Annotated in this window: 22 protein-coding genes; 16 read left to right on the forward strand and 6 right to left on the reverse strand. The window is 70.9% G+C overall.

Annotated features, from left to right (window positions below):
- Window positions 1-655 precede the first annotated feature (655 nt).
- The 3 genes from BJ964_RS21975 to BJ964_RS21985 are packed head-to-tail and all read right to left on the reverse strand — an operon-like array spanning window position 656 to window position 4,566.
- Window positions 656-1,900 (reverse strand): vWA domain-containing protein, encoded by a 1,245-nt coding sequence (locus BJ964_RS21975; RefSeq protein WP_188122420.1) that lies wholly within the window; start codon window positions 1,898-1,900, stop codon window positions 656-658.
- A complete protein-coding gene (locus BJ964_RS21980; protein ID WP_188122421.1) occupies window positions 1,897-3,117 on the reverse strand; it encodes an AAA family ATPase in 1,221 nt (406 codons plus the stop codon). Before BJ964_RS21980 ends, BJ964_RS21975 begins: the two co-directional genes overlap by 4 nt.
- Window positions 3,118-3,123: 6 nt before the next feature.
- Window positions 3,124-4,566, reverse strand: a complete 1,443-nt coding sequence (locus BJ964_RS21985; protein ID WP_188122422.1) for a hypothetical protein — start codon at window positions 4,564-4,566, stop codon at window positions 3,124-3,126.
- Between the two features lie 1,416 nt (window positions 4,567-5,982).
- Here BJ964_RS21985 and BJ964_RS21990 point away from each other — a divergent pair.
- Together BJ964_RS21990 and BJ964_RS21995 are read left to right on the forward strand one after the other, a co-directional pair.
- Entirely contained in the window at window positions 5,983-6,588 is a 606-nt protein-coding gene (locus tag BJ964_RS21990) for a response regulator transcription factor (protein WP_188122423.1), read from the forward strand.
- Window positions 6,589-6,616: 28 nt separating this feature from the next.
- A complete protein-coding gene (locus tag BJ964_RS21995) occupies window positions 6,617-7,198 on the forward strand; it encodes a VanZ family protein (protein ID WP_188122424.1) in 582 nt (193 codons plus the stop codon).
- Here BJ964_RS21995 and BJ964_RS22000 read toward each other — a convergent pair.
- Window positions 7,113-8,303: a glycosyltransferase gene (locus tag BJ964_RS22000; RefSeq protein WP_188122425.1), complete on the reverse strand. Its 1,191-nt coding sequence runs from the start codon at window positions 8,301-8,303 to the stop codon at window positions 7,113-7,115. The genes BJ964_RS21995 and BJ964_RS22000 overlap by 86 nt on opposite strands.
- 430 nt (window positions 8,304-8,733) lie before the next feature.
- On the opposite strand from BJ964_RS22000, the gene BJ964_RS22005 reads away from it, so the two are divergent.
- From BJ964_RS22005 to fdhA, 12 genes are all read left to right on the forward strand, one after another.
- On the forward strand, window positions 8,734-10,689 hold the full coding sequence (locus BJ964_RS22005) for a nucleoside-diphosphate sugar epimerase/dehydratase (protein WP_188122426.1): 1,956 nt from the start codon (window positions 8,734-8,736) through the stop codon (window positions 10,687-10,689).
- A gap of 62 nt (window positions 10,690-10,751) precedes the next feature.
- Window positions 10,752-12,011 (forward strand): nucleotide sugar dehydrogenase, encoded by a 1,260-nt coding sequence (locus BJ964_RS22010; protein WP_203832480.1) that lies wholly within the window; start codon window positions 10,752-10,754, stop codon window positions 12,009-12,011.
- 15 nt (window positions 12,012-12,026) lie between these two features.
- Window positions 12,027-12,674, forward strand: coding sequence for a sugar transferase (locus BJ964_RS22015; RefSeq protein WP_229806917.1), 648 nt, complete (start codon window positions 12,027-12,029; stop codon window positions 12,672-12,674).
- Window positions 12,664-13,710 carry a hypothetical protein gene (locus BJ964_RS22020; protein WP_188122427.1) on the forward strand — a complete coding sequence of 349 codons (1,047 nt, stop codon included), beginning with the start codon at window positions 12,664-12,666 and terminating at the stop codon, window positions 13,708-13,710. The genes BJ964_RS22015 and BJ964_RS22020 overlap by 11 nt, the downstream gene beginning before the upstream one ends.
- A gap of 51 nt (window positions 13,711-13,761) precedes the next feature.
- Entirely contained in the window at window positions 13,762-14,964 is a 1,203-nt protein-coding gene (locus tag BJ964_RS22025; RefSeq protein ID WP_188122428.1) for a hypothetical protein, read from the forward strand.
- A gap of 126 nt (window positions 14,965-15,090) precedes the next feature.
- Window positions 15,091-15,519, forward strand: coding sequence for a hypothetical protein (locus BJ964_RS22030; RefSeq protein ID WP_188122429.1), 429 nt, complete (start codon window positions 15,091-15,093; stop codon window positions 15,517-15,519).
- Window positions 15,520-15,960: 441 nt separating this feature from the next.
- Complete coding sequence (locus BJ964_RS22035; protein ID WP_188122430.1) at window positions 15,961-16,455, forward strand: DoxX family protein; 495 nt, start codon at window positions 15,961-15,963, stop codon at window positions 16,453-16,455.
- Window positions 16,456-16,514: 59 nt separating this feature from the next.
- Window positions 16,515-16,997, forward strand: coding sequence for a hypothetical protein (locus tag BJ964_RS22040; protein WP_188122431.1), 483 nt, complete (start codon window positions 16,515-16,517; stop codon window positions 16,995-16,997).
- The gene (locus tag BJ964_RS22045; RefSeq protein WP_188122432.1) at window positions 16,997-17,689 is read left to right on the forward strand and encodes a hypothetical protein; all 693 of its coding nucleotides are present in this window, start codon (window positions 16,997-16,999) and stop codon (window positions 17,687-17,689) included. The genes BJ964_RS22040 and BJ964_RS22045 overlap by 1 nt, the downstream gene beginning before the upstream one ends.
- Window positions 17,682-19,037 carry an esterase/lipase family protein gene (locus BJ964_RS22050; RefSeq protein WP_188122433.1) on the forward strand — a complete coding sequence of 452 codons (1,356 nt, stop codon included), beginning with the start codon at window positions 17,682-17,684 and terminating at the stop codon, window positions 19,035-19,037. The genes BJ964_RS22045 and BJ964_RS22050 overlap by 8 nt, the downstream gene beginning before the upstream one ends.
- Window positions 19,038-19,048: 11 nt before the next feature.
- Window positions 19,049-19,459 (forward strand): hypothetical protein, encoded by a 411-nt coding sequence (locus BJ964_RS22055; RefSeq protein WP_188122434.1) that lies wholly within the window; start codon window positions 19,049-19,051, stop codon window positions 19,457-19,459.
- A gap of 78 nt (window positions 19,460-19,537) precedes the next feature.
- Window positions 19,538-20,770, forward strand: coding sequence for a formaldehyde dehydrogenase, glutathione-independent (gene fdhA / locus BJ964_RS22060; RefSeq protein WP_188122435.1), 1,233 nt, complete (start codon window positions 19,538-19,540; stop codon window positions 20,768-20,770).
- On the opposite strand, the gene BJ964_RS22065 is transcribed toward fdhA, so the two are convergent.
- Window positions 20,767-21,567: an intradiol ring-cleavage dioxygenase gene (locus BJ964_RS22065; RefSeq protein WP_188122436.1), complete on the reverse strand. Its 801-nt coding sequence runs from the start codon at window positions 21,565-21,567 to the stop codon at window positions 20,767-20,769. The two genes, fdhA and BJ964_RS22065, sit on opposite strands and share 4 nt — an antisense overlap.
- A gap of 229 nt (window positions 21,568-21,796) precedes the next feature.
- Here BJ964_RS22065 and BJ964_RS48060 point away from each other — a divergent pair, with 229 nt between their 5' ends.
- Window positions 21,797-21,919: a hypothetical protein gene (locus BJ964_RS48060; protein ID WP_262479353.1), complete on the forward strand. Its 123-nt coding sequence runs from the start codon at window positions 21,797-21,799 to the stop codon at window positions 21,917-21,919.
- Window positions 21,916-22,239, forward strand: a complete 324-nt coding sequence (locus BJ964_RS22070) for a transcriptional regulator (RefSeq protein ID WP_188122437.1) — start codon at window positions 21,916-21,918, stop codon at window positions 22,237-22,239. The genes BJ964_RS48060 and BJ964_RS22070 overlap by 4 nt, the downstream gene beginning before the upstream one ends.
- Window positions 22,240-22,269: 30 nt before the next feature.
- Here the strand turns inward: BJ964_RS22070 and BJ964_RS22075 are convergent, their stop codons facing one another.
- Complete coding sequence (locus tag BJ964_RS22075; protein ID WP_188122438.1) at window positions 22,270-24,891, reverse strand: tetratricopeptide repeat protein; 2,622 nt, start codon at window positions 24,889-24,891, stop codon at window positions 22,270-22,272.
- Between the last annotated feature and the right edge of the window lie 68 nt (window positions 24,892-24,959).

Consider the following 24,959-nt stretch of genomic DNA (forward strand, 5'->3'; position numbering starts at 1 on the left):
CGTTCGCCCGAGATCTTGGACGTTTGTCCACCCGCCGCGGTGGTGAATCGTCCAAGGTCGTGGGGTCGTGGGGTGGTCCGGCCGTTTGCCCGAGATCTTGGACGGTTGGCCACTCGCCGCGGTGGTGAATCGTCCAAGGTCGTGGGGTCGTGGGGTGGTCCGGCCGTTTGCCCGAGATCTTGGACGGTTGGCCACTCGCCGCGGTGGTGAATCGTCCAAGGTCGTGGGGTCGTGGGGTCGTGGGGTGGTCCGGCCGTTCGGCCGCGATCTTGGACGATCTGCCGCCCTCCGCGGTGGCGGAACGTCCAAGATCGCGGGGTGGTGGGGTACGCCGCCTGCCGCCTGCCGCCTGCCGCCTGCCGCCTGCTGCCTGCTGCCTCCCGTCCGCCGTCCGCCGTCCGCTGGCGGCTGGCGGCTGGCGGCTGGCGGCGATCTTGGACGTTTTGCCGCCCTCCATGGTGGTGAATCGTCCAAGATCGCGGGGGTGCGGGGTGCGGGGTGCGGGGTGCGGGGCGAGGAGGTGAGGAGGTGAGGAGGTGAGGAGGTGAGGAGGTGAGGAGGTGAGGAGGTGAGGAGGCGAGGAGGCGAGGAGGCGAGGAGGCGAGGAGGCGAGGAGGCGAGGAGGCGAGGAGGCGAGGAGGTGCGGGGGTGCGGGTCAGTTGATCGTTACGACTCGGGACCAGGAGGGTGGGGGAGTGGGGCGGTAGTTCGGGTTTGCGGTGTTGATGACTCGGGGGCGGCGGAACAGGCCGACCACGGTTCGGCAGGCGGGCTGGCTGCGGGGCCACGGGGTCTGGCCGTCGGTCAGGACGACCACCACGTCCGGTGCCGGGCGGGTGGACAGGGCGCGGTCGAAGCCGGCCCGCAGGTCGGTTCCGCCGCCGCCGGTCAGTTCGATGCCCGCCGAGGTGCAGACCGGGGCCACCAGGTGGGCGGCGGCGTCGCAGGCCACCACCCGTACCAGATCGCGGCGGCCACCGACGGCCCGGCTGATCGCGGCGACCTCGAGCAGGGCGCTGCCCAGTTCGGTGTCGCTCACCGAACCCGAGGTGTCGATCACCACGGCCACCCGCGGTGGGTTGCGCCGCAGGCTCGGCAGCACCACCTTCGGCAGGCACACCGAGCGCCGGGCCGGCCGGCTGTAGACGTAGTCCTCGCCGACGCCGGGCGCCGAGGCGGCCGAGCGGATCGCGGCGCCCAGCAGATCCCGCCACGGCTGCGGCGGATGGATCACCTGTTCCGCCCACCGCCGCCAGCCCAGCGGCGCCCGCCCCGGAGCGCCGGTGATCGCCTGCGCCACCCGCAACTGGACCAGGTCACGTTCCTGTTCGTTGAGGGTGTGGGCACCGTCGGGGCCGAGTTCCCAGACCCGGGTCAGGCCGTCCGCGCCGCTGCCACAGTCCAGCCAGGCCAGCTGCCGGCGGTAGGTGTTCGCCGAGAGCTGGGCGACGTACTCCTCCATGAGCAGGCCGACCGGCAGATTCACCTGGCTGGGGTGGACCGCGCCGCGCGGTTGTGGCAGGCCATCACCGTACACATCGTCGTTTATCTCGAAATCGGCCGCGATGTTCATCCGTAGCCGGTCCCCGCGCCCGGTCAGATCCTTCGCGGCGGCGAGCCGTTCGCCGCGGCCGTGATGGTCGCGCAGCAGGTGGGTGACCTCGTGTACCCACACCCCGGCAAGATCCTTGAGGGGTGTGGCGGCCACGAAGGCGGGGGAGACGTAGCAGCGCCAGTAACGGTCGACCGCCATGGTGGGTACGGTCGGCGACTCCACCACCCGCAGCGCGAACAGGGCGGTCGCCAGGTAGGGCCGTGCCTCGGCGGCGTAGAGGCGCGCCGCGTACAGTTTCTCGCCCTCCTCGGCGGTGAGCGCCGCCCGCGGTCCTGTGCCGGTCATCGGGCCGCACCGGCCCGCTCGGAGAGGGCCGCACCGGCCCGCTCGGAGAGGGCCGCTCCGGCCCGCTCGGAGAGGGACAGGACCGGGGTGAGCTGCTCGATGTCGGGCGGCAGCACCCAGTCGGCGCGGCGCAGGGCGGCCAGCGCGGACGCCGGGGACACCACCAGGTCGGGGGCGCCCATCTTCAGCGACCGCACCAGCACCACCCACGCCGCGTCCCAGCGGGAGCGTTCCGGGCGCTGCCGGACCGCCTCGACCAGCCCGTCCATGATCGCCTGGCGCAGGTCGCCGCGTTCCGGGAGCAGGGCCGTGTGCGGTTCGGCGAGCAGGTGCTCCGGGTCGGGCAGATCCATCCGGTCCAGGAAGGCCATCACCTCCAGGCCCGGACCGTCGCCGACCGTGCCCCGGACCAGCATGGACAGCACCTCGCGCGAGGCGCCCGCCGCGGTGGCGAACGCGATCAGCCGCAACGCCATGTCCCAGCTGCGCGGCGACGGCCACGGGCCGCCCCGGCGGGTCTCGGTGTCCGGCAGGCGGTGCACCATGGTCGGCCGGGCACGCAGGAAACCGCACACCGCACGCCGGGCCATGTCCACCGCCTCCGGCAGCCGGCCCGGATCCAGGGACGGAAGGACGGCGCGCGGCCAGGTTCCGCCGAGGCCGCGGACGACGACCTCGTGCTCGTACGCCCATTGGAGGTGTACGAACCGGTTCGCCAGCGGTGGGCTCAGCTCCCAGCCGTCCGCCGCCGACGAGCGCGGGTTGGCGGCGGCCACGATCCGTACGCCGTCCGGCAACCGCAACGCGCCCACCCGCCGTTCCAGGACCACCCGGAGCAGGGCGGCTTGCACCGCCGGCGGGGCGGTCGACAGCTCGTCCAGGAAGAGCAGGCCACGACCGGCCCGGACCAGTCGTACCGCCCAGTCCGGCGGCGCCATCGGCACCCCCTGCACGGCCGGATCGTCACCGACGATCGGCAGGCCCGCGAAGTCGGACGGCTCGTGCACGCTGGCGATCACCGTGGTCAGCGGCAGTCCCAGGCCGTCGGCGAGTTGATGCAGGGTGGCGGTCTTGCCGATGCCCGGTTCGCCCCAGAGCAGCACCGGCAGGTCGGCGGCGACGGCCAGGGTGAGAGCGTCGAGCTGGTTGTCGGGCCGTTCCTCGGTACGGGTGTCGGCGAGCAGAGTGAGCAGATCCGTGGCCACAGAAAGAGTCAAGTATCATCACCTTTTTATTGATTTATCAGGTTGAAAGGGGTGTGCTCGCCGTGGTGTCCGGTGGTCCCGCCCCCGGCGCCCGAGCCGCCCCAGCGTGACCTTCCCGGAGAGCCCCGGCTCGCCGGAGAACAGCCCGGCCCGGAACATCCCGTGCCGGACCCGCTCCTCCACGGCGGCCGCGAACTCGTCCCGCAGCTCACCCTCCGGCAGCCGTGCCTCCGGCCCTAGATGCTCCTCCGCGACGGCCAGCGCCCCGTCGTGATCACCGTGATCGAGCCGGTTCCGGACCTCGTCGAGGAACGCCGGCCGCCGGCCCCGGCCGGTGACAGCCGCCAGACACGGCAGTTGCGGGCCGCCGAGCCGCCGCAGGATCTCCTCCCGCCGCAGCTCCACCTCACCGTGATCGAGCGGCATGAGCGTCCCGTCCACCAGCCCGAGCCGATGAACCTCACCCCGGCACTCGACAAGCCGCTCCCCACCGGCTCCGACCAGGCCGGGCACCCCGGAACGGCCAGTTGTCAGCATGGCGATGACCGGGTGGAACGCTCCAGAATGGCCGGGCGGCGGGTCGGGGGCGATCTGGCGGGACGCCCCGAAATGGTCCGGCGCCGGAGGGGCCGCCCCGGAACGGCCCGGCGCCAGCGCCGCAGCCACCAGCGGATGCAGCTGGTCCGGTGTGATCAGTCCGGCATGGAGCAGCTCCAGGTCGGGCAGAACCCAGGTGGCCGCCCACGGCAGCGCCATCCCGGCCGGATCCCCGCCCCGGTCGGCACGCCGTGGACGATCCTCCCCGAGTACCAGCCGCCGCCCACCCCCGAGACGAACGGTGACCGGCCCGTCCCGCCCTTCGGCCGCCCGCAGGATCGCGGCTTCGGCCTCCCAGCGGTGCGCCGCATACCCTTCCGGAGTGGGCTGCCAGCTGTCCGCGCCACAGCGTTCCCGCAGCTCATCGGCCTGATCGGCGGCCCAGAGATGGGGATGCAGATCGAGCCGGAACCGCCGGTCCGGCCGAGCGTGAGGATGCGGCCCCGGATCCCGGGAACGCGGCTCCCACAAGGCGAGACTGATCCGCTGTCCGCCCGCGGCCCATCCCGGAGCGGTCCGCGCCACCAGATGGACGGCCGCTCCCGGATACCGGGCGAGCGTCATGGTCAGACCGGGCCGCAGCAGCCCGTCCGGCGCAACCCGCGGAAGATGCCATCGCAGCAGCTCAGGCGCCATCCGCCGAAGATCGGCACGAATCGACGCCGCGAACCCACGCCCATAGGCGCGCCCGACGGCCCGAAGATTGAGATCAACGTCCACATGCGCGGCCGCGCAGGCCCCGGCCCAATCGCCGGCGACCCGTCGCGCGGTAGCGGACTCGATCATCGAAGGCGGCACGCCGAACTCCCGCGCACGCCGCCAGCCCTGACGACGGGATTCCCCGTTCGCAACCCATGAGCGCATCAGCACTCACCTTGTGCGAACAGAACCCCCGATCCACAAACGAAGGTATTCATCGCACGGCACTGTACAGCCCCGCTTCCGCAAGTGTCACCCCCAAAACCCGATCACCCATTTGTCCGTCAATTTCTCATTCTTCCTTTTCTTGTACGCGACAATTCGCCCACAACCGCAACCACTACGCCCGCCAAGCCGCGCGACCATCCGCAACTCCATGCCGCAGCGCGCCCGCCGGGCCACCTGCCCACTCCATGCCGCAGCGCGCCCGCCGGGCCACCTGCCCACTCCAGGCCGCAGCGCGCCCGCCGGGCCACCTGCCCACTCCAGGCCGTCGCCCACACGCCGGCACCCCACCACCCGCACCCCGTCCAAGATCGCGAGAGGGCGGAGAGGTGCGGGAGGGTAGCGGCTGGCGCCGCGCCCGCCGGGCGCGATCTTGGGCGATCGGCCACCTCCGTCGGTGGGGAGACGTCCAAGATCGTGGAAGGTGCGGGAGGTGCGGGAGGGTAGCGGCTGGCGTCGTGCCCGCCGGGCGCGATCTTGGGCGATCGGCCACCTCCGTCGGTGGGGAGACGTCCAAGATCGTGGAAGGTGCGGGAGGTGCGGGAGGGTAGCGGCTGGCGTCGTGCCCGCCGGGCGCGATCTTGGGCGATCGGCCACCTCCGTCGGTGGGGAGACGTCCAAGATCGTGGAAGGTGCGGGAGGTGCGGGAGGGTAGCCGGCGCGGGGGTGGTGGGAGGGCTGGCGTTGCAGGGAGGGCTGGAGTCGCAGGGAGGGCTGGAGTCGCAGTGAGGGTGGCCGAACGGGCGGGGTGAGTGGGGTGTGGTTGGGGGCGGCGTCGCGCGTACCGATGAAGGTGCGTGAGTGAAGCCTGAAGGGCGACCGCGGATGGGGAACGGCGGCTCGTCACCCATGCGGGGGAACGGGGTAATCCTTTACGGGCAATGGGTGCGTGATCCAATTTCGGGTGATCATGAATGGATTGGATAACGGTCCGGTTGCGGCGAGGGAAGCGTTATCACTTTCAGGTGATCGGAATGGCTATATTCGATCAGTTCGCTGTACCTTTGGTCCAGATAAATCGGGACATCGCCCAGGTTTCTGGTGAGTAACTGATCGATGTCCCGGTCATTTCGGCCCCCTGAATCGTTGATCCGGCATACCTGACTCGTTCGATCGGCTATCACTGTGTGCGGAGAGTGCTCCGTACCGTTACGTTAAGTATGTGCCCGGTGGAGATCTCCATGGCACGAATGAGGGTTGAGCTGGGTGAACGACCGTTTTCCCGGATCAATGGAAGATCTGTCGACCCGCGATCGTCCGAATGGACACGGGGCGATAGAAAGGTATGTGCATCCAACGTTCCTGACAGGTCGACGAACCGGCCGGAAGCCGGCGTCCCTCGGCAAGGGTGGTGTGATGATCCGGGTCGTTGTGGTGAGAGACGAGGGATACTTCGGTGTCCCGGTGCGAGCGTTCCTCGAGACCGAACCGGACATGCACTACGTCGACACTCTCCCGATCGGCGCCGATCTGGCGCAGCGTGCCGCCCAACTGTGGCCGGCCGTCGTCGTGATCGACACGCAGTACATGGTGAGTCAGGTCCTGCCGATAGCCGACGAGATGCACACCGCGATCCCGTCCTGCTCGATGCTGCTGCTGTGTGATCCGTCGAAGCGGGGCATGCTGCCGCCCCGCCGGTGGAACGGTGGGCTGAACTTCCTGGTCAAGGACTCGTCACCGGCCATGCTGGCGGACGCGGTACGGCGTCTGGCCCGCGGCGAGCGGGTGGTGTCGCCGATGTTGCAGGCCGCCTCGCTGAACACCGATCGGGGCCTGAGCACCCGGGAGCTGGAGGTCCTCGGCCTGGCCGCGGAGGGCGAGTCGGTGAAGGAGATCGCCGGCCGGCTCTACCTGTCCGGCGGGACGGTGCGCAACTATCTGTCCGCGATCATCTCCAAGACCGGGGCACGTAACCGGCTGGACGCCATCCGCATCGCCCGCAAGGAGGGATGGCTTCGCTGACCGGTGCGGCCGGGTAGCGTGGGAACGGATGCCAGTCCATCGACTCGACATTCCGGCGCTGCCCGTTCTGCTGCCTCTGGGTGTCATTCTGATGATCGTTTCCACGGTGTTGCTGTACCGCCGCGGGCAGTTGACCCCGGGCCGGCTCGCCGTTTTCTGGCTCGCCGGGTGGTACGCGGTGGCCATTCTCGGCGCGACGATGCTCCCGATGACTTTGTCCTGGGGCCCGGGCGCCGGTGACCCGGACCTGGAGCGGATCCTCTGGGTGCCGGTCGAGGACATGCGCCGCCGCGACTTCGTGCTGAACATGATGATGACGCTGCCGCTCGGTGCGCTTCTGCACATGGTCTTCAGGGTGCGTGGCTGGGGGCCGGTGGTGGGAATCGGCTTCGCGCTCAGCCTCGGAATCGAGTCGGCCCAGCTGTTCCTGCTGCTGACCCTGCACGGTCTGCGCTGGGCCGACGTGCACGATCTGACGTCGAACACGCTCGGCACCGTGGTGGGTTACCTGATATTCCGCCGGCTCATGCGTTTCGCACATTTCCGCCGGGCAGTGGAAAACTGTTCTTTCGTCCGAACCGGCCGCGGTAGCCCAGCAGCGGTGCGATGACCCGGCGGGGCCCGGGCCGGTCGCCGATCCGCTCGTAGAGCCGGCCGACCGAGGCGGCCAGGTGGTCCGCGTCGTACCGGACTCCCGCCGATCGGGCCGGCAGCCGGCGCCCGCGGCGTTCGGCCAGGCAGAGCACCTCGGCGCGCAGCGCCCGCGGCAGCGACTCCCGGTCCAGGGAGAGCCGGTGGGTGCCGCGGACCGCCGCGCGCGCCGCCACCCGCTCCTCCAGCGGCATGCACGAGCCGTAGACGGCGGGCAGCCCGGAGGCGATCGCCTCCAGGGTGGCCGTGCCGAAGGCGGTGTGGTCGGGTGAGGCGAAGACGTCCATGGCGCAGAGCATCTCCCGTGGATGAGCGACCGCCCCGGCGAACAGCACTCGGTCGGCGACACCCTCGATCACCGCGAGCCGTTCCAGGGCGGCGCGCGCCGAACCGTCGCCGGCCAGCAGCAGCACCGTCTCCGGCACCTCGGCGACCGCACGGATCAGCAGGTCGAACCGCTTGTCCGGTTCGAGCCGCCCGAGTCCGCCGATCACCGGCACGTCCGGCGCCACGCCGAGCCGGGCCCGGGCCGCCGCCCGCAGCGCCGGGTCGAACCGGAACTCGCGGGCGTCGATCGCCTTCGGGATCATGGTGATGCGCCGCTCCGGGACGCCCCACGAGCGCAGCCGCCCGGCGATCGCCGGGGACGCCGCGATGGTGACCTGGCCGAGGCGCTCACCGGCCAGGTAGAGGGCGCGGACCGCGGGGGAGACCCGGCGGCCCTCGATGGTCTCGGTGCCCAGGTGGTGCTCGGTCGCCACCACGTGCGGGACACCGGCCAGCCGGGCCGCGATCCGGCCCTGCACGCACGCCCGGTACAGGTGGGTGTGCACCACGTCGTACCGGCCGGCGCGCATCAGCTGCCGCAGCCGCCGGACCGCCGCCGGGTCGTGGTCGCGCGTCGTGGTGATCCGGTGCACCCGGACGCCGTCCGGCACGTCTCCGGCGCCGGCCGGCGCCAGGGTGACCACCTCGCTCTCGTACGGCAGCCGGCGCACCAGCAACCGCAATTGCTGCCCGGCTCCACCCGGCTCCAGCGTGCTGATCACATGCAGCACCCTCATGTCTTTGTCCCCCGGTCGCATTCTCGACAGAACGCTTGCGACACCCGCGCTCAAGACGCTGCCGGAAACTGCGTCGCAACGGAAGTCTCAGATGTCACGCCTAAAGTGAGTCCTTCTCATCGTGGCTATGACATCCTCCGCCGAATGGCCATCCACAGCCATCCGGAAGTATCTCGCGAAAATGCCGATCAAGGCCCTGTCCTCAATAGAACGGCGAACATGAGGTTTCCTCGCATAGCCCATGACAATTGCTACTGTAAACCGACCTCGCTGACTGGAACTCTAAATTTGCGAAAGGTCGATAGGACGTTACGCAGACGAGTCGCTGCCCGCATTTCAATGTCCGGAAATGCATTTGCGCCGACTCGTTTTTCCTTGTCGAGCGAAGGATCCGCGGCCGGCCGCGCCGGCATCGTACGAGGGGGAATCCATGCAGGTACGGCGACGAGCGTCCGGCGAACCAACCGCCGACGCGACTCCCGGCGAGTGGCGCGGCCCGGGTCCACACCCGGTCCCGTGGCACCGCCGGGCTCTGCCGGGCCGCGCCGCGCGGGCGCTCACCGACGCGGCGGCCCTGGCCACCGCGCTGCTGATCGCCACGCTGCTGCGGCACGACGGGCACATCGGCAACGTCGATCTCACCGGTCTGGTGGTGCTGTCCGCGATCGTCGCGGCCGTGCACACGCTGGCCGGCATCAATTTCGGGCTCTACACCGGCCGGTGGGCGTACGGCTGCTTCGAGGAGATCGCCGCACTGGTCAAGACCTCCGCCGTGACCGTGCCGGCGGTGCTGGTCCTGGACACCCTGCTGGGCCGGCTCGTGCCGCGCTCGGCGATCATCGCGGCCGGCATGTTCGCGCTGGTGCTCACCGCCGGCGTCCGCTACATGGTCCGCTCGCTCCAGGACAGCCGGCTGCGGCCGTCGCCGGACCGCGGCGCCCGGGTCGTGGTGATGGGCGCCGGGGAGGGCGCCACCTCGGTCATCCGGGCCATGCTGCGCAGCCCGTCCAGCCCGTACGTGCCGGTGGCCCTGCTCGACGACGACCCGGCCAAGCGCACCTTCCGGGTGATGGGCGTGCCGGTCGTCGGCACCCGCGACGACATGGCCGACGTGGTCCGCCGGTTCCGCGCCGAGGCGGTGGTGATCGCCATCCCGAGCGCCAGCGCCGACCTGATCCGGGCGCTCACCGAACTGGCCCAGCCGCTCAACGTGGACCTCAAGGTGGTTCCGCCGGTGGTGGAGCTGTTCGGGCGTACCGTCCGGGTCGAGGACATCCGCCCGGTCAGCCACGAGGACCTGCTCGGCCGCCGCGAGGTCGGCATCGACCTGGAGGCCGTCGCCGGATACCTGTCCGGCCGCCGGGTGCTGGTCACCGGCGCCGGCGGCTCGATCGGCTCGGAACTGTGCCGCCAGGTGGCCCGGTTCAACCCGGCCCAGCTGGTGATGCTGGACCGCGACGAGTCCGGCCTGCACGCCGTGCAGCTGACCCTGGACGGCCGCGGTCAGCTCGACGACCGCAACCTGGTGGTCGCCGACATCCGCGACGAGCAGCGCCTCGACGAGGTGTTCGCCGAGCACAAACCGCAGGTGGTCTTCCACGCGGCGGCCCTCAAGCACCTGCCGCTGCTGGAGATGCACCCGTCCGAGGCGCTCAAGACCAACATCATCGGGACGTACCAGATCCTCCAGACCGCGATGCGGCACGGCGTCGACCGGCTGGTCAACATCTCCACCGACAAGGCCGCCGACCCGTGCAGCGTCCTCGGCTACTCCAAGCGGATCACCGAGCGGCTCACCGCGGCCGCCGACGCCCTGGTCCCCGGCACCTATTGCAGCGTCCGGTTCGGCAACGTGCTCGGATCCCGCGGCTCGGTGCTCACCGCCTTCGCGGCGCAGGTCGAGGCGGGCGGCCCGATCACCGTCACCCACCCGGACGTGACCCGCTACTTCATGACCGTCCAGGAGGCGGTGCGGCTGGTCATCCAGGCCGGCGCCCTGGAGAGCAAGGGCGAGGTGCTGATCCTCGACATGGGCGAGCCGGTACGCATCGCCGACGTCGCCAAGCGCATCGCCGACGCCGCCGACCAGCACATCCAGATCGTCTACACCGGTCTGCGGCCGGCCGAGAAGCTGGCCGAGGTGCTGCTCGGGCCGGACGAGCCGGACCACCGGCCCAACCACCCGCTGATCTCGCAGGCGCCGGTACCGCAGCTGGACGGTGCCGTGCTGTCCCTGCTCGACCCGTCATCGCCCCGGGAGGACCTGATCGCCGTCCTGCACTGGCTCGCCGCGAGCCCGGCGCTGCCGAAGAAGCCGCACCCGGTCATCGCCGGCAAACAGCGCCGCACCGAGACCGCCGCCGTCCCACCGGGCCGGCGTCCGTGAAGAACCGGCGCTACGGGCGCCGCCTCCGCAAGGCCCGGAAAATGTTTAAGGAGAACACGCCCATGCTGCGGGTCGTCATCGCCGGTCAGGGTTACGTGGGACTGCCACTCGCGGTCCGCGCGGCCGAGGTCGGGCACACCGTCGTCGGGTTCGACGTCGACGACGAGCGGATCAAACGGCTCGCCGCCGGGGAGTCGTACGTGGACGACATCTCCTCCGCCCACCTGCAACGCGTCCTCGCGAACGGCTCGTTCCACCCGTCGTCGGACCCCCGCGCGTGCGCCGGCTTCGACGTCGCGGTGATCGCCGTGCCGACACCGCTGCGCGATGGCAGCCCCGACCTCACCTACATCGAGGACTCGGCCCGCACCCTGGCCCGCTACCTGCGGCCGGGCGCCACCGTGGCGCTGGAGTCCACCACCTACCCGGGCACCACCACCGAGCTGGTCGCGCCGCTGCTGGAGGAGGGCTCCGGGCTGATCGCCGGCGTCGACTTCCACCTCGGCTACAGCCCCGAGCGCATCGACCCGGGCAACCGGGAGTGGAACCTCGCCACCACGCCCAAGGTGGTCTCCGGTATCAACCCGGCCTCCCTGGAGCGGGTGCAGGCCTTCTACGCCTCGGTTGTTCAGCAGACCGTACCGGTCTCCGACCCCAAGGTCGCCGAACTGGCCAAGCTCCTCGAGAACACCTTCCGGCACGTCAACATCGCCCTGGTCAACGAACTCGCGGTGTACGCGCACGACCTCGGCATCGACGTCTGGGAGGCGATCGCGGCCGCCAGTTCGAAGCCGTTCGGCTACATGCGGTTCACCCCCGGCCCCGGCGTCGGCGGCCACTGCCTGCCGATCGACCCGTCCTACCTGTCGTGGCGGGTGCAGCGGACCCTCGGGCAGAGCTTCCGCTTCGTCGAGCTGGCCAACGACATCAACAACCACATGCCCGACTACGTGGTACGCCGCCTGGTCGCCGCCCTCAACAAGCGCCGTAAGGCGGTCAACGGGTCGCGGATCCTGCTGCTCGGCCTGGCCTACAAGAAGAACAGCGGCGACGCCCGGGAGTCGCCGGCCCGCCGCGTCGCGTCCCTGCTGCTGGACATGGGCGCCGAGGTCCGGGCCACCGATCCGCACGTGGTCGAGGACGCCCACGTCGACAGCCGGGTCGGCATGGTCCCGCTCATCGCCGACCAGATCGCCGCCGCCGACGCCGTGGTGCTGCTCGCCGACCACGACGACTTCGACCTCGACCTGGTCCTGGAACACGCGCAATACGTGCTGGACACCCGGCACCGCCTGACCGGCCCGAACGTCGAGTCACTGTAGGAGAAGAGGAACATCGTGCGCCTGATCTGGAACGGCCTCAACCGGCTGACCGCCCTGCTCCTTCTTCTCCTGCTCGCCCCGGTGATGCTGGCCCTGGCCGCCTGGATCCGGATCGCCGACGGCAAGGGTGTCCTCTTCGTCCAGGACCGCGCCGGCAAGGGCGGCGTACCGTTCCGGATGCTCAAGTTCCGCTCGATGGTGCACAACTCGGTGGCGATGAGCGCCGAGCTGGGCATCGACGACCCGTTCGGCCTGGTCGAGAACGATCCGCGGATCACCCGGTGCGGCCGGTTCCTGCGGCGGACCAGCCTGGACGAGCTGCCCCAGCTGATCAACGTGCTGCGCGGGCAGATGAACCTGGTCGGCCCCCGCCCGGACGTGCTGCCGCAGGTCGCCTGCTACTCGCCGGAGGACGCCCGCCGCCTCGAGGTGAAGCCCGGCATCACCGGCTGGGCGCAGGTCAACGGCCGCGACGACATCGACTGGGCGCAGCGGTTCGTCCTGGACCGCTGGTACGTCGACAACTGGTCGCCCCTGCTCGACCTGAGGATCGTGTGGCGGACCGCGGTCAGCCTGAACCGTGACGAGCCGCCGGTCCACGTCGACCAGCTCAACGTCACCCGCCAGCAGGCCCCCGCGGAGGAAGTCAGCCGTGTCGGCTGAGATCGGCTCCGAGTTCCACTGGGACCCGGCCGCCCTGCTCAGCACCGAGCGGGGCGGCCTGCCCGGCTGGCTGCCCACCCGGCGGGCGCTGTTCGCCACCGGGTGCGGCGCGCTCAGTTCGCTGCTGGACCTGCTCGCCCCGGCCGGGCGGCTGCACGTGCCCACCTACTTCTGCATGGGTGTGGCCGAGGCGCTCTCCGCCCAGGTCCCGATCGCCTGGTACCGGCACCTGCCGGACGGGGACGGGCCGCGCTGGGACACGCTGCGCGCCGCGGACGGCGACGTGGTGCTGGCGCAGAGCCTGTTCGGCCGCGACGACGGCACCGCCTGGGACGCGTGGATGCGCGCGCACCCCGGTGTCACGGTGATCGAGGACCACTCGCACGACCCGTTCAGCGAGTGGGCCTGTGCCAGCACGGCGGCGTACGCGGTGGCCTCGCTCCGCAAGACGCTGCCGCTGCCGGACGGCGGTCTGCTGTGGTCGCCGCGCGGGCTCGACCTGCCGGTGCCGGCCGGTCCGGCGTCCGGCGGCGCCGAGCTGAAACTGACCGCCATGCTGCTCAAGGCCGCCTGGCTGGACGGGCGGCCGGTGCCCAAGGACCACTTCCGCGAGCTTCAGCAGCATGGTGAGCACCAGCTGTTGGGCAGCGCGGCGGCCGCCTCCGCGTTCACCACCGCGGTGCTGCCGGTCCTCGACGTCGCCGGGATCCGCGCGGCGAACGCCCGCAACGCCGCCGAGATCGCCGCGGCCCTCGTCGGCCGGGTGACCTCCGACGGCTTCCGGGTCCAGCTGACCTGCCCCTCCGAGCAGGTACGCGACGCGCTCCTCGCCCACCTCGCCCGGCACGGGATCTACGCGCCGGTGCACTGGCGGCAGGACCGGACCGGATTCTGGAGCGGCGACGACGAGGCGGCCGGCCTGGCGGCGCGGATGCTGACCCTGCCGGTCGACCACCGGTGCGGCCCGGGGGATCTGCGGCGCATCGCGGAGACCATCGAAGGATTCGCTCGCTTGGATCTTTTCCGGGTCATATGATCCGAGTGTGACCGATCGATCCACTGAGCGTGATCTTGTGGGGGTTGGGCGATGACCTCCATGAGCTGGTTCGCGCTGGGGATGGCGATCTTCGGGGCGTTCAGTTACGCCACCGGATCGATCCTCCAGGCCGTCGGCGCCAAGCGCAGCCACAGCACGGTCAGTACCCTGGGCCACCCGCTCTACCTGATCGGCATCGGGTTCGACATCGTCGCCTGGGTCGGCGCGATCGTCGCCCTCCAGCATCTCGCGGTCTACGTGGTCGAGTCGGTCCTGGCCGGCTCGCTCGCGGTCACCGCCGTCGGCGCGTGGCTGTTCCTCGGCTCCAAGCTGCGCCGCCGGGACGTGGCCGCCATCGTCTGCACCACCGCCGCCCTCGGCGTCCTGGCGCTCTCCGCCGGCCAGCAGCACGAGATGCTGCCGTCCATCCGGGTGCGGATCGGCCTGGTCGCGGCGCTGATGTGCCTGTGGGCGCTCGGCTGGGGCGCCACCAGGACCGGCCGGCCCGGCCTGATCGCCATGATCGGCGGCTTCTCCCTCGGCGGCGCGGCGATCTCCGGCCGCGCCCTCCAGTTCCCCGATGAGGAGATGCGGCAGGCCTCCACCGCCGTGGTCGCGGTGGTCACCGAGCCGGTCACCTGGACCATGATCCTGTTCGCGCTGACCGGCATGCTGCTCTACGCCAGCGCCCTCCAGGGCGGCGAGGTCGGCCGGGTCACCGCGGTCCACTGGACCGGCGAGGTGGTGCTGCCGTCGATCATCGCGCTCACCCTGATCGGTGACACCGTCCGCCCCGGCTGGGAGTGGGCCGCCCTGGCCGCCGGCGCGGTCACCGTCGGCTCGGCGATCGTGCTGGCCTCGGCGCCCGCCGCGGTCGCCCCGGCCGGCGACGAGCCCGCGCTCGTCCCCGCCGGCACGGCCGTGATGGTGCCGCCCCCACGGGCCGGGCTGGCGCTGGTGCCCGCCGAGACGTGGCGGCTGGCCATCCCCGCGGAGGCGTATTGGCCGGCGCTCCAGCCGCCACTGGTCCGCGGCTACGGGACGATCATGTGGTGGGGCTCGCCGATCACCCCGCAGCCGCTGTGGATCCCCCCGGACCGCACCCTGAGCCGGCCCGGCGCCATCCCCTCCTGGGCCGGCCCGCAACTGCCCGAGGCCCGCACCAGCAGGCCGGCCCGGCACGGCCTGCGGCGCGCCCGCCGGCGTGCCGCTCTGCCGGCCGCCGACCGGCACTCCGGAAGGCACGCGGCCTAGGAGTCGCTCGATCACGGCCGCCGTCGTCGCGGGTGCCAACCTCAGCCGTGAACGTGCCGAATCCGCCCGGGTAACCGATCCGCCGCAGTAGCATCGGGGGCACGGTGAGCTGCGATGGTGGTCGATATGAGTCTGCAGTGGTGGTCGATCGAGATCCTTGACGGGCCGTTGTCGTCCGCCGAGCGATGGCGGGACTCGCACGAGCAGGTCCTGCTGTCCGCCGCGGTGTCCCACGGCGCCCAGCAGTGGGCGTGGCATCCGTTCCGCTGGGGCCTGCTCCTGGAGATCGCCTTCAAGGATGCCGAGGCCTGGCCCGCCTTCCGCGAGCTGCCCGCCGTCCAGGCCGCCCTCGACGCCGTCCCCGACCCGGTCAACGGCCTGCTCATCTACCCGGGCCGCGGCGGCAGCGCCGGCCGCCTCCAGCCGCGGCGCCCACGCCCCACCGCCGGAGCCGGCGCCGCACCCCTGCCTCGCGAACCCGTCCGCACCCGCGTCACCCTCGCCGCGACCGAACCGGCCCCCACCCGCGGCGGTGTCCTCATCCACGCCGCCTGACCAGCCTCGCTCCGCCCACGTCCCCGGCCGCCCGTCGGCCGGGGACGTCTTTCACCCCGCGTCCCTCCAGCCAGGACCTTCCTCTCAAACCCTTTTCCGGTACGCCCCTGGTGCTCTGCCGTGGGAAGACCCGCGAGCATCCGCCCACGCGCGCCTTTGCCGCGCCCGCCGGGCTGAGCTGCCCACTCACCCTCGCGGTGACGGGCCGCACGGCCCGGATGCGGGCGTTACGGCCTGGAGGGCGCAGGTGGTCGCTGGGGGCGGGCGGGGCGGTGTTCGTGCTTCTGGGGGCGCTCTGGCCCGTACCGGGAATGGGGTTTGGGGGTGAGCGGGCTCACGCGGCGGGACTGACGCGCGGCGGCGGAATCGTCGGCGAAAGCCGCCGCCGGATCGTTAAGGGCAGAGCGCGGCAGACGCGCGAAGGTCCGGAGGGGAGGCGTCATGAGCGTCGGTGAGCTGGTACGAGTCGGCGAAGAGACCCCGCTGCGGGTGCGGATCGCCGCATGGCTGGGTGCGCGCAGCCCGGACGCGCTGCGGATCTCGCTCGGGATGATCCTGGTGATGTTCGGGAACCTGAAATTCGTCCCGGGCGCGTCACCGGCCGAGCCGCTGGTGATGCGGACCGTGGATCTGCTGACGTTCGGGCTGATCGGCGGGCGGGCCGCGGTCGTCGGCACCGCCTTGGTGGAGGTCGCCCTCGGCGTGGTGCTGATCAGCGGGATCGCGCTGCGGGCCGGGCTGACACTGCTGCTGCCGGTGCTGGCCGGGATGATGTCGCCGCTGGTGCTGTTCCCCGCCGACCTGTTCGTGAACTTCCGGCCGACGCTGGAGGCGCAGTACATCATCAAGGACATCGTGTTCGTGGCCGTCGCGGGCGTGCTGATCGCGCACTCGCTCGGCGCCCGGATGGTGGTGCCGACTTCGCGGCGCCCCTGAACGGAAACCGGGCCCCCGGCGTAGACCCCAGCGAGACGTCATGCTGGGAGGTGGGCGCGATGGGGCTGTACGGGGACCCGGACGAGCTCGACCGGCTGGCTGCCCGGCTCCGGGAGAGGGCCGCGCGGATCCGTGACGAGGCGGCCACCCACGAGGCGCGCGGGCACGCCGCCAAGTGGGTGTCCGACGGGGCCGCCGCCTACCGCGAGCGGCTCAGCCGGGACCGGGCCGAAGTGGACCGGCAGGCCGCCGAGATCGAACACGCGGCCGCGCTGCTCGCCGAGCACGCGGACAGCGTCCGGCAGATCATCGCCGACATCGCCCAGATCGAACGCGAGACCCGGCAGTGGTTCGTGGACACCGGGAAGAGCCTGGTGGACCGGGCCGACGACCTGATCGAGGCGGCCGGGCGCACACTGCGGCGGGGGCTGACCGAGCCGCCGTGGGTGAACTGGCCGTTCCGGCCGGACAACCTGCCCGCCGCCGGCGACATCCGGTGGCTCGAGGTGGGACGGTTCATGCGCGGCGAGGGAGCGCTGTGATGGCGGCCCGGCGGCTCGTCCTCGATGGCTCCCAACTGCTCGGCTACGCCCGGGGGCTGGGGCTCGCGCTGCCGCCGGGCATCGTCGTCGGCGGTTCTTCTGCCGGCGGGCCGCCTCCCGGAGAGGCGCTCGCCGTGAACCTGGGTGTGCTGGCCCGGCCGGTGGCGGCGGTACGGGTCGAGGCCGGCCTGGGCGGACGGGCGCTGCGTGGCTGGTACGCGCTGGCCGGGGCGTTCGGGGCAAGCCTGTTCGCACTGCCCGGCGACCGGGCCGAACTGTCCCTCTTCGCGGCCGCGGAGACCGGGCGGGAGTTGCTGCGGGCCGTACCCGACGAGCCCGCCTCGGTGCTGTCGGTGCTCAACCCGGCCCCGGTGCTCACCGGGACCGTGCCGCTGGACGAGCTGCGGGAACCGGACCCGGCCTGGTTCACCTGGCTGCCGCAGGACACGACGGGACCGGTGGCCCGGGCCCGCGCCGCCACCCACGGGACGCTGTCCGCGCTGGTCACCGGCCGGGCGCCGAACGGGGGCGTACTCGCCGGGCGGGTGGTGTGGCTGCGTACCGGCGACCGGTGGACCGGGATGCGGCCCCTGCCCGGCCGGAAGGTCCGGTTCGAGCCGGTCGAGCCGGCCGACTTCCCGAGCTGGCTGGCCCCGGCACTGGCCACCATTCTGGAGGCCTCCCATGGCTGAACCGGAGATCACCGGCGGCGCGGGCGGGGTCAGCGCCGACTACGCGGACCTGGCCATGCTGGCCCGCAGCAGCGACGACCTGGCCCTGACCCTCGGACGGGCCAGTGTGGACTGCCACGCCGTCGCCGCCGACCCGGACGTCCTCGCCTCGGCGGTCCTGTCACCGATCACCGCGGCCCGCTTCGAGGCGGCGCTGGTGGAGGCGCTCGACGGACCGGGCGGGCTGAGCGGGCAGGCGGCCGGGTTCGGGGTACGGGCGGTGGGGCTGCGAGCGGCGTCGGCGTCGTACGAGGCCACCGACGCCGCCGGGGCCGCCCTGATCGACGCGGTCCGCTGGAGCGCCGGGGCGATGGCGCCGGTGACACTGCCGGCCGGGATCGCCGGGCTGCTGCTCACCGACCCGGGCATCGTGACCGATCTGATCGAGGATCCGGGCTCGTTCCAGCGAATCATCACCGATCATCCGGGCATCGTGGACGCGGTCGTGGGCGGGGCGCCGGGGCTGCTGGGGGTGCTGACCGGGGGTGAGGTGGTCACCGATGTGAAGGGCGGCGCCGACCTGATCGCCGGCCTCTACCCGGACGGCACACCGAGGGTCACCGAGATCGAGGGCATCGACAGCCGCGCACAGACAGTGCCGAGGAACCTGGGCGACATCTTCGAGGGCCTCGATTACCAGAACCGCACCGTGACCGAAGGACAGCCGGACCAGATCGACGTGAAGCAGATCGTCGGTCCGGACGGTACGAAGTCGTTCGTCGTGAACCTGCCCGGTACCAAGGACTGGAACCTGCCCACCGACGGCTTCAACCGGGAACTGAACGACCTCGGCACGAATGTGCACGTGCTCGGCGGCGACGTGACCGCCCGGGAACGCGCGATCGCGATGGCGTTGCAACAGGCCGGCGCCAGCAGCACCGATCCTGTGATGCTGGTCGGGCATTCACAGGGTGGCATGGTGGCGATGCAGGCCGCGCACGACCGGGGAACCGCGGACTTCGACTTCAACGTCACCCACGTGGTGACGGCCGGTTCTCCGGTCGGCCGCATCGAGGTTCCGGACGACGTTCAGGTGCTCTCCCTGGAGAACAAGCACGACATCGTGCCGCACCTCGACGCCGCCGACAACCCCGACCGTCCCAACCGGACCACCGTGACCTTCGGCGACCAGCATGGAACCTTCGAGGGCAATCACGGAACCACCGAGTCCTACCTTCCGGCCGGCCGGAACCTCGACGGGAGTACACACCCGTCGGTCGTGGGCTTCCGGAACAGTGCCTCCGCCTTCCTTCCCTCCGGCGACGCGGCGGTGACCTCCCGCGTCTTCGAGTTGAGCCGCGAACCATGACAGGAGTCCCCGTGAGCCGCCGTTGGGTACCGCTGGCCGTCATGCTGCTGATTCTCGGTATCTCGGGCTGCGCTCAGAGCCCGGAGACCCGGGAGGCGAACAACGCCATCACTGAACGGATGGAGGCGGTGCTCGCAGAGAACCCGGATGTGGTGCGTACCAGGTTGAGCTACCAGAACAACGTCACCGCCGGGAAGTCGCTGGATGCCAGCGTCGGGGTCCGGAAGGGTGCCGACCTCGGGCCGGTGGCGGAGGAGACCATCAAGGTGATCTGGACGAGTGACCTGGCCCCGTTGCGTTCGGTCACCGTCTACGTCTGGGACACCACTGACGACTCCCGCTACGACGAGCGCCGGCTGAATTTCGAAGACACGGCGCTGATTACGGAACTGGAGGGAAAGTACGGTCCACGGCCCGTCTAGGCATCATTTGTCACTACTGACGGTTCTGTTCACGTCACGCTGCGGATGAGACTGGCCGTGACTAGTGAAGGAGGCGCCATGGGCAACAGAGCCGTTGTCTACCAGGGCCCCGGACGGGTCGAGGTGCACGACATCGACTACCCCGGGTACGAGATGAGGGACGGACCGGGGGTCAACAAGGAGAACGTGGGCCGCCGGACCCCGCACGGAGCGATCCTCAAGACCGTGGTCAGCAACATCTGCGGCAGCGACCAGCACATGGTCCGCGGCCGGACCACCGCTCCGGAAGGGCTGGTCCTCGGGCACGAGATCACCGGTGAGGTGGTGGACGTCGGACCCGACGTGGAGTTCGTCCGGGTCGGCGACATCGTGTCGGTGCCGTTCAACATCTCCTGCGGCCGGTGCCGCAACTGCAAGGAGCGCAAGACCGGCGTGTGTCTCAACGTCAACCCCGACAGACCCGGATCAGCGTACGGGTACGTCGACATGGGTGGCTGGGTCGGCGGTCAGGCGGAGTACGTGATGGTCCCGTACGCCGACTGGAACCTGCTCCGCTTCCCGGACCGTGACCAGGCCATGGAGAAGATCCTCGACCTGGCCATGCTCAGCGACATCTTCCCGACCGGCTACCACGGCTGTGTGAGCGCGGGCGTGACCACCGGCTCCACCGTCTACATCGCCGGCGCCGGACCGGTCGGGCTGGCCGCCGCCACCTCGGCGTTCCTGCTCGGCGCGGCGGTCGTCATCGTCGGTGACCTCAACGACGAGCGGCTCGCCCAGGCCCGCAGTTTCGGCTGCGAGACGATCAACGTGTCGCACGGCGAACCGGCCGACCAGGTGCAGCAGATCCTCGGGCGGGCGGCTCCCGCGATCGGGCAGCCGCTGGTCGACTCGGCCGTCGACGCGGTCGGATTCGAGGCCCGGGGGCACGGGCGGGACTCGTCGACCGAGATGCCGGCCACCGTGCTGAACTCGCTGATGGACCTCACCCGGGCGGGCGGGGCGATCGGCGTACCCGGTCTGTATGTGACCGGTGACCCGGGCGGGGTGGACGAGGCCGCGCAGGTCGGTTCGCTGTCGTTGCGGCTCGGCCTGGGCTGGGCGAAGTCGCACTCCTTCGTCACCGGCCAGTGCCCGGTGATGAAATACAACCACCAGCTCATGATGGCGATCCTGCACGACCGGGTGCGGATCGCGCGCAACGTCAACGCCACGCCGATCCCCCTGGACGAGGCTCCACGGGGATACCAGGAGTTCGACCAGGGGGCGGCCCGCAAGTACGTGCTGGACCCGCACGGCATGCTGCGTTAGGGCACCGTGATGGTCAGGTTCGCCACGTAGCCGGCCGACACCGAACCGGTTACGGTCGCCATCTGGGTGGCGGCCAGGTCGTCACCGAACACCATGTCGCTGGCCAGGGTGATCCGGCTCAGGTTGGTGACGCTCTGCGAATAGCCGGTCGCGCTGCTGTAGACCGTCCGGGAGACGGACTCCGGCAGCGCGATCTGCGAGGTCTTCTTGATCAGCCCGGATGCGCTGGTGGCCGCGGCCAGCGACGAGTACACCTCGAAGTGGATGTGCGGCCACCGGCCCGAGTAGCAGCCCGGGTAGATGCTGGTGAACGTCACCGTGCCGGACGAGTTGGTCACCTGGATGCCGCGCAGGTAGTTCTGGTTCGTGACGCCGGACGAGTAGAGCGAGTAACGACCGGGCCGGTCGCAGTGCCAGGCGTAGACCGCCGCGCCGACGGTCGGCGTGCAGGCCGAGTTCAGCACGGTCAGCGAGAACTGCAACGGTACGCCCGGCGCGGTGGTGGTCGACGTGCCGAACGACGACCGGATGTCGCTGCGCACGATGCCGGAGAGCACGCGTACGTTGGGGCCGTTCGAGCCGTCGGCCGGGTACGGTCCGGCGGTCTCCGAGTCGACCTCCGCGGCGCAGGCGGCGAGGGCCGGCTCGGCGGTGCCGTTGATCAGTGCGCCGCCGGCCACGGCCAGGGCGCCGGCCCCGCCGATCGTGGACAGCATCCGCCGCCGGGTCATGACGGGTAGGTCGTAGGCGAGGCCCTTGTCGTGCACCTCGCGCACGAAGGCTTCGTTGTCCTGCATGGGTTCCTCCTTCTGCCGTTGGGGAAACCGCATCGAAACATCGAAGTCTATGAATGACCTGTGGTTGATCTCCGGGTGGACATACCGACTGGGTCATCTCTTGCCTCCGAGGAAAGAGTTCATGTATCTTTCCTCTCAGGAAACAGTTGCCTACGGGGAAGGTGTCCGACATGGATGTCGACGAGGCGTCGAGGGCGCTGGCCGAGATGTCGCCATCGTGGTGGGCTCGGTGATGCGGCTGTATGACGTCGCCGCGTCCAACACCATCGGCGGCCTGGCCGCCTCGATCGTCCTGATCCTGGGTGTGGGGCCGGCGCAGGCCGCCGCGGCCCGTCCGAGGAAGCGGCCATGAGCGGCGGCCGGCCAGCGGGTTTCAACGAGCTGCTGCACTTCCCGGTCCGGCTCTCGATCGTGTCGCTGCTCGCTCCGGCCGTGCACGTCGAGTTCAGCTTCCTGCGGGAGGCGACCGGGCTCAGCGACTCCGCACTGAGCAAGCAGCTGACCAGCCTCCAGGAGGCGGGCTATGTCGAGGTCCGCCGCACCGGCCGCCGGGCCACCGCGGCCCTCACCACCGAGGGCCGCCAAGCCTTGGCCGAACACGCGGCCGCCCTGCGCGCCCTGCTGGGCACCGCCTTCGAGGAGTCCCCAGCCGACGAATCGCTCCAGCAGTAGCCCCGGCCCGGTCCTCCGGCTCGTCTGGCCTCAGGCGCTGTCAGCCCAGCGGTCGAGCATTCGGGCGTGCGCCACGGTATCCGGGTGTTTCGGTCCGACGATCTCTCTGAACTGCTCCACCGCTCTCGTGAGCAGCGCGACCGCCTCATTCTTCCGGCCGTCCTGCCAGTAGGAGACGGCGAGGTTGGCGCGGGCGCGGATCGTGTCGGGGTGTTGGTTGCCGAGGATGCGTTCGCGGTCGGTCAGTACTTGTTCTTCGAGCGCGATGGCGTCGCGGGTGCGGCCGTCCTGCCAGTAGGAGACGGCGAGGTTGGCGCGGGCGCGGATCGTGTCGGGGTGTTGGTTGCCGAGGATGCGTTCGCGGTCGGTCAGTACTTGTTCTTCGAGCGCGATGGCGTCGCGGGTGCGGCCGTCCTGCCCGTAGGAGGCAGCGAGGTTGGCGCGGGCGCGGATCGTGTCGGGGTGTTGGTTGCCGAGGATGCGTTCGCGGTCGGTCAGTACTTGTTCTTCGAGCGCGATGGCGTCGCGGGTGCGGCCGTCCTGCCCGTAGGAGACGGCGAGGTTGGCGCGGGCGCGGATGGTGTCGGGGTGTTGGTTGCCGAGGATGCGTTCGCTATCGGTCAGTACCTGTTCTTCGAGCGCGATGGCGTCACGGGTGCGGCCGTCCTGCCAGTAGGAGGCGGCGAGGTTGGCGCGGGCGAGGATGGTGTTGGGGTGCTGGTTGCCCAGGATGTGCTCGGATTCGCCGACGACTTGTTCTTGGAGGGTGATGGCGTCACGGGTGCGGCCGTCCTGCCGATAGGAGGCGGCGAGGTTGGCACGGGCGAGGATGGTGTCGGGGTGCTGGTTGCCGAGGATGCGTTCGCTATCGGTCAGTACCTGTTCTTCGAGCGCGATGGCGTCACGGGTGCGGCCGTCCCGCCCGTAGGAGACGGCGAGGTTGGCGCGGGCGTCGATGGTCTCGGAGCGTTGGTTCCCTAGCAGTCGCTCGGCCTTCTCCGCGACGGCTGTCCGGTAATCGACCGCTGACCGGTACAGGCCCGCATCACTGAGACTAATTCCTACCGAATGGACCAGAGTGTGGACCTCGGGTAGCCACAGGGCATCGTCGGATACCTCGTACAGCGTGATGCTGTTGGCGCGTAGCGAGGTGGTGAGGTCGGTGACCATATGGTCGTTCTCGGGCCATATTTCGCGGAGTGCGTCGGCGGCCGCGCGAGCTGCGGTGGGGAGGTTCTTGGCGGACTCTCGGGCGGCGCGGGCGGTCAGGGCGTGGATGCGTACTGCTCGGGCGCTGTCGCCGGGGGTGTGGTTGATCAGGCTGTAGCGGTACAGGAGCCGGAGCACCTCGCGGGCACGGGAGGCGGTGACCGGGGCGCCGGCGGCGGACGACAGATAGCCGGTGACCGCCTCTGTGCCCCAGAACGCCTCGGGATGGCCCGCCGGGTCCAGGAGCGAGGCAAGGGTGAGCGTGGGGCGGGCCAGGCCGACCGGTTCGGTGACGTCGGCGGCCTTCAACGCCAGCAGCAGAGTGGTCGCCACCGGGCGGGTGTAGTCGTCGGGTCGGCTCGTGGCGGGCATCAGTTCGGTCAGACGGTGGCTGCTGTCGCGGTAGAGGGACAGGTAGGCGCGACAGGGCAGAGCCTGGTTGATCAGGTAGGCGGTGGCGTGGGAGAGCGCGAGCGGCAGATGGCCGAGCGCCTCGGTCAGCTCGGGGACCGAGTCGTCGAGGCAGGCGGCCAGGCCCTCCCTTTCGAGGCGGGCGGTGAGGTAGGCGATCGACTCGCCGGGGCTGTACACGTCGATGTCGATCTTCTGGCGGCCGCTGCTCAGGACGGTCGCGTCCTGGAGCCGGGTGGTGGCGAGGGTCCAGCCGGTCGGCCGGGCCGGAGGCCACAGGTCCGCGATGTGTGCGGGGTCGGTGACGTCGTCCAGCACGATCAGCCAGGTCAGGTCGGTGGTGTGCAGCCACTCCAGGAAGGCGGCGGCGTCGGCGCTTTCGTCGGTGCCGGAGACGCCGGGGGCCTTCACTCGCTCGGCGGCCCGGGCGTAGGCGGTGAGGATCTGGTCGGGGCTGCCGGCGGGGACCCAGACGACCAGGTCGGTCCTCCTCTCCACGATGGCCTGGTGAGCGAACCACGCCGCCAGCTGCGACTTGCCGACCCCTCCGCCGCCGGACAGGACGCGGGCTGCGCGGCCGGCGTCGTCGTTCTCGCCGAGGACCACGTCGGTGCCCGCGCCGCGGGCCGCCATGATGCGTTCGCGAAGGCCGGTGCGCGGCTGGAAGGCGGAGGCGAGAGGCGGGATCGTGCCCACGCATTCCGGTTTCGCCCCGGAGACGTCGTTATCGGCCGTGCCCGATCCGGCGGCGGCGATCGGTTCTGCGGATGTGCTCGGGTCTGTGGTGGCTGGTCCTGCGGCGGTGGTGGTCGGTTGTGCGGTGGCGGGCGGATCGGGGGTGACGGGCGGTTGTGGGGGTGGGAACAGGTAGGTGGCGGCGAAGGTGACCAGGGCGACCACGACGGCTATCGCGCTGGCCAGCTGGTCGGCGATCTCCAGGCCGGCACCGAAGAGGAAGGCGGCCAGGCAGGCCACGACGGCGGCGAAGAGGATCCGGCCGACCAAGATCGCGCGGGGGGTACGGGGCGGCATGGGCGGCGGCCTTCCGGCGTGCTACTGCTGAGAACCGCCAGTTTAGGAAGACCGATCCATGCGGGACA

The sequence above is a fragment of the Actinoplanes lobatus genome, from assembly GCF_014205215.1.
In the GTDB taxonomy this organism is placed as follows: domain Bacteria; phylum Actinomycetota; class Actinomycetes; order Mycobacteriales; family Micromonosporaceae; genus Actinoplanes; species Actinoplanes lobatus.